Origin of the sequence: Polaribacter sp. (assembly GCF_965656025.1) — a bacterium.
Lineage (GTDB): Bacteria > Bacteroidota > Bacteroidia > Flavobacteriales > Flavobacteriaceae > Polaribacter.
In genome coordinates, this window is sequence record NZ_CBFHJT010000017.1 from 16,295 (window position 1) to 24,314 (window position 8,020).

Below are 8,020 nucleotides of genomic sequence, written 5' to 3' on the forward strand. Positions count from 1 at the left end.
GTATTTAAATAACGTGGATAACGTTTTACATCAACGCCATCAAAAGCATAAGAAGTAGACATATATATGGGCGAAACTGCCCCTTTAAATTGTTCATCTTTTACTTCTCCTGTATGTACACAGGTTGTGTTAATTCCTAGTTTGTTAGAATTTTTCATTGTATTGAATTTTCGAATGCTAAATTACCAAATCCAATTCTAAATTTCTACAAAAAATCAATATCTTCGCTATAATGATATCTGTAGCAATTATTGGTAATGGAAATGTAGCCACACATTTATACAACGCTTTTTTAAAAGCTGAAGATGTGAAAGTTACACAAGTAAACTCTAGAAAATTAGAAAATATTCAAGATGCAGATGTAACCATAATTGCTGTTTCCGATGATGCGATTTCAGAAGTTTCTGCTAAAATTACCAATGCGTTTGTAGTTCATACTTCTGGTAGTTTTGCTTTAGAAGATTTAAAAAATACGACAAATAAAGGTGTTTTTTATATGTTGCAAACCTTTTCTAAAGATAAAAAAGTTAATTTTTCTAAAGTCCCTTTTTGTTTAGAAGCATCTAAAAAAAATGATTATCTATTGCTTGAAAAGCTAGCCAAATCCATTGGTAAAAAAGTATACAACATTAACTCTGAACAACGAAAAAAATTACATGTAGCTGCTGTTTTTGTCAATAATTTCACCAATCATTTATATCAAATTGGTAATGATATTTGTCAAGAAAATGATATTCCTTTTGAAATTTTACAACCTTTAATTGACGAAACTTCAGAAAAGATAAAAACACTTTCGCCAAAAAAGGCTCAAACAGGTCCAGCCATTAGAAACGATAAAAAAACGATAAAAAATCATTTAAAGTTGTTAGAAAAACAACAGCAAAAAATATATAAATTGATCACAAAATCTATTCAGAATGGAAATTAGCTTTAAACAATTATTACCCAAAATAAACACCTTTATTTTTGATGTTGATGGAGTTTTAACCAACGGAACTTTAACCATTATGCCAGATGGAGAATTGGTAAGACACATGAATGTAAAAGATGGTTATGCTATGAAAAATGCTTTAAACAAAGGCTACCGAGTTTGTATCATTTCTGGGGGTACTAACGAAGGTGTTAGAAATAGATTGCAAGCTTTAGGTATTGAAGATGTTTTTTTAGGAGCACATGATAAAATAAAACAGTACAATCAGTTGGTAGAAAAATATAATTTAAACCCAGAAAATGTCTTGTATATGGGCGATGATGTTCCTGATTATCCTGTAATGAAATTAGTTGGTTTACCTGCTTGCCCAAACGATGCTGTTAGAGAAATTCAGCAAGTTTCTAGGTACATTTCAGATAAAAAAGGCGGAGAAGGTTGTGTAAGAGATGTTATAGAGCAAGTATTAAGAGTTCAGAACAAATGGACAGAAAATTTTGATGCGAGTTTATAGTTTTAACAAAATATTTGTTAAAAAATTTATACTTTCACAATCAATTTAAAAATAAAACTTCTCAGGCATGAAAACAGTAAGTATTACATTTTTATTTGTATTTATTTCAATGACTATAAATGCACAAACTATTTTTGGTAAATGGAATTCTAAAAACGACGCTGGTAAAGTAGACTCTGTTTTAGAGGTATATGAAAAAGATGGAAAAGCCTACGCAAAAGTTGTAGAAATTTTAAATCCTGATAGAAAAAATGCGCTTTGTGTAGAATGTGAGGGAGAAAATAAAAACAAACCTATATTAGGTTTAAATATTTTATCTGGGTTAGAAAAAGATGATGATGAATGGTCTGGAGGTACCATTTTAGACCCAAGAAATGGGAAAGTTTACAAATGCTATATCGAATTAATTGAAAGTAATAAACTAAAAATTAGAGGTTATATTGGTGTTTCGTTATTTGGTAAAACAGCCTATTGGACAAGAGCTATTTAGGTTTTAATAATTAAATACATAATTAGGAATTCTAAAAGTGATTATAAGACAAGAAACTAAAATCGACCATAAAGTAGTTTTTAATCTAATTAAAAGTGCTTTTAAAAACGCAGAATTTGCAGACCATACAGAACAATTTCTTGTGGAAAAGTTAAGAAAATCTGACGCTTTTATACCTGAATTATCTTTAGTTGCTGAAATTGACAAGAAAATTGTAGGGCATATTTTACTAACCAAGTTGAAAGTAAGAAATGATGTAAAAGAATTTGATTCCTTAGCTTTAGCACCTGTTTCTGTGCTTCCCGAATTTCAAAAAAAAGGAATTGGTGCAAAATTGATTGTTCAATCACATGAAAAAGCGAAAAAATTAGGCTATAAATCAGTTATTGTGCTTGGACACGAAAAGTATTACCCAAAATTTGGCTATAAACAAGCTCATAAATTTGGAATTAAACTACCATTTGAGGTACCAAAAGAAAATTGTATGGCTATAGAATTAGTTAAAAACGGTCTCAAAGGGGTTACTGGGATGGTTGAATATCCAAAGGAATTCAACGAATAAAACCTTAAAACTAATATTAATTTTTCTCTTCTAACATAGGTACAAAAGCAAAGTCACCTAATTCTTGTTTTTCAAATTCCTTGGCAGATTTTCTTGTAAAAAGCGTCATAATTTGAGTTTCATCACCTACAGGAATTAACAACATCCCTCCTATTTTTAATTGAGCTAGTAATGGCTTTGGCACAAATGGTGCACCTGCTGTAACAATAATTTTATCAAAAGGAGCCTGATCTTTTAAACCTATATAACCATCGCCAAAAATAAATTTCTTTGGCTTGTAACCAATTTTTGGTAAAAACAAACTTGTTTTTTTAAATAACTCACGCTGTCTTTCTATTGTAAAAACTTCTGCATTTAGCTCTAATAAAACAGCTGTTTGATATCCTGAACCTGTACCAATTTCTAATACTTTTTCGCCACTTTTTAGAGCCAATGTTTGCGATTGAAATGCCACAGTGTAAGGTTGAGAAATGGTTTGTTCTGCTGCAATAGGGAAAGCTTTGTCTTGATAAGCATGTGCCTCAAAGCTAGAGTCTATAAATAAATGACGCGGAATTTTACGGATTGCATTTAAAACATTTTTATCTGTAATGCCTTTAGCTACTAACACGTTAGCTAACTGATTTCTAAGTCCTTGGTGTTTTGAAGTATCTTTCAATTTTAACAAATTTCTAAGAGCTAAAAATAAGAATAATTATAATTACAAACTCATAAAATTGTATCTTTGTTTTTGGCATTTTTTAATTTTATAAATTAAATTGGTCAGTTCGAGCGCAGTCGAAAACTATCTTTATAATTAATTACAAACCTCTCGACTGCGCTCGAGGAGACAAAATAAAATAATACATTTTATGCTAAAAGCAGGCGTTTTAGGTGCTGGTCATCTAGGTAAAATTCATCTTCGTTTATTACAACAGTCGGAAAAATATGAATTGGTAGGTTTTTTTGACCCTTTTAAAGAAAATGCAGAAAAAATAGCCAAAGAATTTGGATATAAATTATTTGATTCTATAGAAGATTTAATTGCTGCAGTAGAGGTTGTAGACATTGTTACCCCTACTTTGTCTCATTTTGAGTGTGCAAAAATGGCTATAGAAAAAGGTTGCCATATTTTCATAGAAAAACCCATTACAAAAACTGTTTTAGAAGCAGAAGCTATTAAAACATTGGCAAGTCAGTTTCATGTGCAAGGTCAAGTGGGTCATGTAGAACGTTTTAACCCTGCATTTACAGCTGTAAAAGATAAAATAGACACACCAATGTTTATAGAGTCTCATAGATTGGCAGAGTTTAATCCGAGAGGTACAGATGTACCTGTAGTGCTAGATTTAATGATACATGATATAGATATTATACTTTCGGTTGTAAATTCTAAAGTAAAAAATGTACATGCAAGTGGTATTTCTGTAATTTCTGAAACACCAGATATTGCCAATGCAAGAATTGAGTTCGAAAATGGCTGTGTTGCCAATTTAACTGCCAGTAGAATTTCTATGAAAAACATGCGCAAATCTCGCTTTTTTCAGAAGGATGCTTATATTTCTGTGGATTTTTTAGAGAAAAAATCTGAAATTGTTAGAATGAAAGATGTTCCTAACCAACCAGATGAATTTGCAATGATTTTACAAAATGCAGAAGGTGTTAAAAAACAAATTTACTTTGACAATCCTGAAATTGAAAATAACAACGCTATTTTAGATGAATTAGAATCTTTTGCAGAAGCTATAGAAAATGGTACAAAACCAGTGGTTTCTTTACATCAAGGTGCAGAAGCTTTACGTGTAGCACAAATGATTATTGATTGTTTTTAGTTATTTAAAACAAAGAAAATTTAGAATTGAAGTAAGTAACCATATCTCAAAAGAGTTTATAAACAAATGCGTTAAGGATTGAGCGACCTGTTTGAGCTCTTGCGCCAACAGCGTAAAGCGAGTAGCGAAAGCCTGTTAAAACGCCCAAAAAATATACAAAATGAAAAATATAGCAGTAATAGGTGCTGGAACCATGGGAAATGGAATTGCACACACTTTTGCACAATTTAATTACAATGTACAACTGATAGATGTGTCTGAAAATGCACTTAAAAATGGGTTGGCTACCATTAGCAAAAATTTAGATAGAATGGTTGCTAAAGAAAAAATTTCAGAAGATGATAAAAATAACACATTAGAAAATATAACAACCTATACTTCAATTAAAGAGGGTGTTAGAAATGCAAATTTAGTGGTAGAAGCTGCTACAGAAAATGTGTCGTTAAAAGGGAAAATTTTTAAAGAATTAGATCAGGCTTGTCCAAAAGATACTATTTTGGCAACCAATACTTCTTCTATTTCTATTACTCAAATTGCTGCAGAAACCAATAGACCTGATAAGGTTATTGGTATGCATTTTATGAATCCTGTACCAATTATGAAGTTGGTAGAAATTATTAGAGGTTATAATACTTCTGACGCTGTTATGGATTTTACTGTAGATTTGGCTAAGAAAATTAATAAAATTCCTGTTGAAGTAAATGATTATCCAGGTTTTGTAGCAAATAGAATTTTAATGCCAATGATAAACGAGTCTATTGAAACTCTGTACAATGGTGTGGCTGGTGTAGCAGAAATTGATACGGTTATGAAATTAGGTATGGCACACCCTATGGGACCTTTACAACTGGCAGATTTTATTGGCTTAGACGTTTGTTTGTCTATTTTAAACGTAATGTATGATGGCTTCAAAAACCCAAAATATGCTCCTTGCCCGTTATTAGCTAACATGGTTATGGCTGGTAAATTGGGGGTGAAATCTGGTGAAGGTTTTTACGATTATTCAGAAAGTAGAAAAGCAGAAAAAGTAGCTAGTATGTTTTCTTAATTAAATAAATGAATAAAATATTTTTATTTTCGATACTGTTTTTTTTAGCAATTTTTTCTTTAAAAGCTCAAGTAAACAAGGATAAATTAAAACCAAAAAAAATTGGTTTTTTATACAATTACGCTAACGAAAAAAATTTTATGTTTGATGATAAAGATTATTCTTACAACACAAACACCTACAAAATTCAAGCTTTTTATAATTTAGGGAATTGGAAAAACTTCAATTTTGAATTAATTCTACAGCCTCAATATCAAAAAATTAATCATCAATTAGATAATTCTTTTTTTGTATTGCCCACAGAAGAAAATTTTGAGGAAAAAATTAAAGAATTTACTACCCCAAAAACCATTAACTTATATGGTTTTGAGTTAGGTTTTGTTTTTAAAAAACAACTATTTACCAATGTTAGTGTTTTAGCCACTATAGGATTAGGTTTGGCTAATATAGATACAAGAACAGAGCGTTTGGCAAAAGGATTTACGTTTTTAGAAAATGGTTCTTTAGGTTTTTCTTATCAATTTTATAAACAAACTACGCTATATTTAGGAAGCAATATTGGGCATGTTTCTAATCTAGATACTAAAAAACCTAATAATGGTTATACATTTTTAGGTTTCGAAGTGGGTTTACAATATGCTTTAAATTAAAAAATGCTACAAATTATAGTTTGTAGCATTTTTTGAATTTGAAATATTAGTAATTTATTTACCCAACCAAGAATTTAACATCCAGATTGTTTTTTCTTGTTCTGATATAAAATCACTCATCATTGCATTGGTACCTTCATCATTTGAATCATCTGAAAGATTTAGAATTTCTCTTTCAATTTTTAACAATTCTGATAAAGAATTAACCACTAAATTTACAGCTTCAACATCATTAGAAATATCTTTACCAACAGGTACAGAAGCATTATCAATATAATCCGCAAAGGTATGTAAAGGTTTGCCTTGTAACGTTAAAATACGTTCTGCAATATCATCTATTTTAACTTGAGAATCTGTATAAAATTCTTCGAACTTTACATGTAATTCGAAAAAATTATTTCCCTTTATATTCCAATGTAAGCCTCTTAAATTTTGGTAATATATTTGAAAATTTGCTAATAAACCGTTTAATTTATTTACTAAATTAGCACTTTCTTTTTGGTCTAATCCTAAGATTGATGTACTCATAATATTCTATTTTATTGTTCTTTTCAAAATTAAATGAAATTAATTTTGATTTACTATAATAAATATTGATAGTTTTAATATCTTTATCGAAATTTATTATACAAAATGACAATTACCCAATTAAAATACGTTTTATCTGTTGCAGAATATCAAAATTTCACCATTGCTGCAGAACATAGTTTTGTTACACAACCCACGTTGAGTATGCAAATTCAAAAATTAGAAGATGAGTTAGAGGTGCAAATATTTAATCGATCTAAAAAACCTATAGAATTAACGCCAGTTGGTAAAAAAATAGTAGAACAAGCCAAAGTTATTGTAGATGAAAGCAATCGAATTATAGATATTGTACATCAACAAAAAGGTTTTATTGGTGGTGAGTTTAAAATAGGAATCATTCCTACCATAATGCCCACTTTGTTACCTATGTTTTTAAATAATTTTACAAAAAAATATCCGAAAGTAAAATTAATTGTAGAAGAGTTAACTACAGAAGAAATTGTAAGAAAGTTAACAGATGGTCATATAGATGCTGCCATTGCTGCAACTCCATTAGAAAATGAAGCCATAAAAGAAAGACCTTTATATTATGAGCCTTTTGTAGGATTGATACCACAAAGTCACAGACTTTTTAACAACAAACAAATTACAGCAGATGAGTTAGAAATGGAGGATATTTTGTTGTTAGAAGATGGGCATTGTTTTAAGGACAGTGTTTTGAATTTATGTAGAAATCATAAGTTAGACAATAAAAAAGGGTTTCAGTTAGCCAGTGGAAGTTTTGATACTTTGATAAAACTCTCTAAAGAAGGTTTAGGCATGACTTTATTGCCTTATTTACATACTTTAGATTTAAATGATGTTGATAAAAGACACTTACGCGAATTTACAAATCCGCCACCCGCAAGAGAGGTGAGTTTAATTTACCATAAATCGCAATTAAAAATGCAATTGATAGAAGCTTTAAAAAAGACTATTGATGGTGTTATTAGAGGTGCTATTTCTTTTTCTGATGTAAAAATTATTAGTCCATTACAGAAGAAATAAGTAAAAACTATAAAAGAAAAGGAAGCTAAGTAGCTTCCTTTTTTTTATTATTAATTAAGAATACATTTTTTCTCGTAATTCTTTAATTTTTGGATCTGATAAATACTCATCAAAAGTAGCATATCTATCTATAGCACCTTTTGGTGTTAATTCTATAATTCTGTTGGCAACCGTTTGCGCAAACTCATGATCGTGTGTAGAGAATAATACTGTACCTTTAAAATTAATTAATGCGTTGTTTAAAGATTGTATCGATTCTAAATCTAAGTGATTTGTTGGTTCATCTAAAATTAAAATGTTGGCTCTTTTCATCATCATTCTAGACAGCATACAACGTACTTTTTCTCCACCTGATAAAACATTACTTTTCTTCAAAGCTTCTTCTCCAGAGAAAATCATTTTTCCTAAAAAACCTCTTAAAAACACTTCTTCTCGCTCCTCC

The 8,020-nt window shown here is 29.9% G+C and carries 11 protein-coding genes; 8 read left to right on the top strand and 3 right to left on the bottom strand.

All coding sequences use genetic code 11. The annotated features are described in order from the left end of the window. Nucleotides 1-232 precede the first annotated feature (232 nt). From ACTG3S_RS04845 to ACTG3S_RS04860, 4 genes are all read left to right on the top strand, one after another. A complete protein-coding gene (locus tag ACTG3S_RS04845; RefSeq protein WP_439128246.1) occupies nt 233-928 on the top strand; it encodes a Rossmann-like and DUF2520 domain-containing protein in 696 nt (231 codons plus the stop codon). Next, entirely contained in the window at nt 918-1,442 is a 525-nt protein-coding gene (locus tag ACTG3S_RS04850) for a KdsC family phosphatase (protein ID WP_439128247.1), read from the top strand. Before ACTG3S_RS04845 ends, ACTG3S_RS04850 begins: the two co-directional genes overlap by 11 nt. Before the next feature lie 67 nt (nt 1,443-1,509). Then, nucleotides 1,510-1,932 (top strand): DUF2147 domain-containing protein, encoded by a 423-nt coding sequence (locus tag ACTG3S_RS04855; RefSeq protein ID WP_439128248.1) that lies wholly within the window; start codon nt 1,510-1,512, stop codon nt 1,930-1,932. A 37-nt stretch (nt 1,933-1,969) separates the two neighbouring features. Next, nucleotides 1,970-2,494, top strand: coding sequence for a GNAT family N-acetyltransferase (locus ACTG3S_RS04860; protein ID WP_439128249.1), 525 nt, complete (start codon nt 1,970-1,972; stop codon nt 2,492-2,494). Between the two features lie 16 nt (nt 2,495-2,510). Here ACTG3S_RS04860 and ACTG3S_RS04865 read toward each other — a convergent pair whose 3' ends face one another. Continuing rightward, nucleotides 2,511-3,152 (bottom strand): protein-L-isoaspartate(D-aspartate) O-methyltransferase, encoded by a 642-nt coding sequence (locus tag ACTG3S_RS04865; RefSeq protein ID WP_439128250.1) that lies wholly within the window; start codon nt 3,150-3,152, stop codon nt 2,511-2,513. Between the two features lie 193 nt (nt 3,153-3,345). Here ACTG3S_RS04865 and ACTG3S_RS04870 point away from each other — a divergent pair, with 193 nt between their 5' ends. The 3 genes from ACTG3S_RS04870 (at nt 3,346) to ACTG3S_RS04880 (ending at nt 6,003) form a co-directional block, all read left to right on the top strand. Further along, on the top strand, nt 3,346-4,305 hold the full coding sequence (locus ACTG3S_RS04870; protein WP_439128251.1) for a Gfo/Idh/MocA family protein: 960 nt from the start codon (nt 3,346-3,348) through the stop codon (nt 4,303-4,305). A 160-nt stretch (nt 4,306-4,465) separates the two neighbouring features. Further along, the gene (locus ACTG3S_RS04875; protein WP_439128252.1) at nt 4,466-5,353 is read left to right on the top strand and encodes a 3-hydroxyacyl-CoA dehydrogenase family protein; all 888 of its coding nucleotides are present in this window, start codon (nt 4,466-4,468) and stop codon (nt 5,351-5,353) included. Between the two features lie 8 nt (nt 5,354-5,361). Then, nucleotides 5,362-6,003, top strand: coding sequence for an acyloxyacyl hydrolase (locus ACTG3S_RS04880; RefSeq protein ID WP_439128253.1), 642 nt, complete (start codon nt 5,362-5,364; stop codon nt 6,001-6,003). A 54-nt stretch (nt 6,004-6,057) separates the two neighbouring features. Here ACTG3S_RS04880 and ACTG3S_RS04885 read toward each other — a convergent pair whose 3' ends face one another. Then, the gene (locus tag ACTG3S_RS04885; protein ID WP_439128254.1) at nt 6,058-6,531 is read right to left on the bottom strand and encodes a Dps family protein; all 474 of its coding nucleotides are present in this window, start codon (nt 6,529-6,531) and stop codon (nt 6,058-6,060) included. Nucleotides 6,532-6,636: 105 nt separating this feature from the next. Here ACTG3S_RS04885 and ACTG3S_RS04890 point away from each other — a divergent pair, with 105 nt between their 5' ends. Next, nucleotides 6,637-7,578, top strand: a complete 942-nt coding sequence (locus ACTG3S_RS04890) for a LysR substrate-binding domain-containing protein (RefSeq protein WP_439128255.1) — start codon at nt 6,637-6,639, stop codon at nt 7,576-7,578. 54 nt (nt 7,579-7,632) lie between these two features. Here ACTG3S_RS04890 and ACTG3S_RS04895 read toward each other — a convergent pair. Beyond that, on the bottom strand, nt 7,633-8,020 hold a 388-nt coding region (locus tag ACTG3S_RS04895; RefSeq protein WP_439128256.1), incomplete at its 5' end, for an ATP-binding cassette domain-containing protein.

Excerpts from the sequence above, each read along its gene's own strand:
- ACTG3S_RS04890 (WP_439128255.1), top strand. The coding sequence starts at position 6,637 with ATGACAATTACCCAATTAAAATACGTTTTATCTGTTGCAGAATATCAA.
- ACTG3S_RS04880 (WP_439128253.1), top strand. The coding sequence starts at position 5,362 with ATGAATAAAATATTTTTATTTTCGATACTGTTTTTTTTAGCAATTTTT.
- ACTG3S_RS04855 (WP_439128248.1), top strand. The coding sequence starts at position 1,510 with ATGAAAACAGTAAGTATTACATTTTTATTTGTATTTATTTCAATGACT.
- ACTG3S_RS04845 (WP_439128246.1), top strand. The coding sequence starts at position 233 with ATGATATCTGTAGCAATTATTGGTAATGGAAATGTAGCCACACATTTA.
- ACTG3S_RS04875 (WP_439128252.1), top strand. The coding sequence starts at position 4,466 with ATGAAAAATATAGCAGTAATAGGTGCTGGAACCATGGGAAATGGAATT.
- ACTG3S_RS04885 (WP_439128254.1), bottom strand. The coding sequence starts at position 6,531 with ATGAGTACATCAATCTTAGGATTAGACCAAAAAGAAAGTGCTAATTTA.
- ACTG3S_RS04870 (WP_439128251.1), top strand. The coding sequence starts at position 3,346 with ATGCTAAAAGCAGGCGTTTTAGGTGCTGGTCATCTAGGTAAAATTCAT.
- ACTG3S_RS04850 (WP_439128247.1), top strand. The coding sequence starts at position 918 with ATGGAAATTAGCTTTAAACAATTATTACCCAAAATAAACACCTTTATT.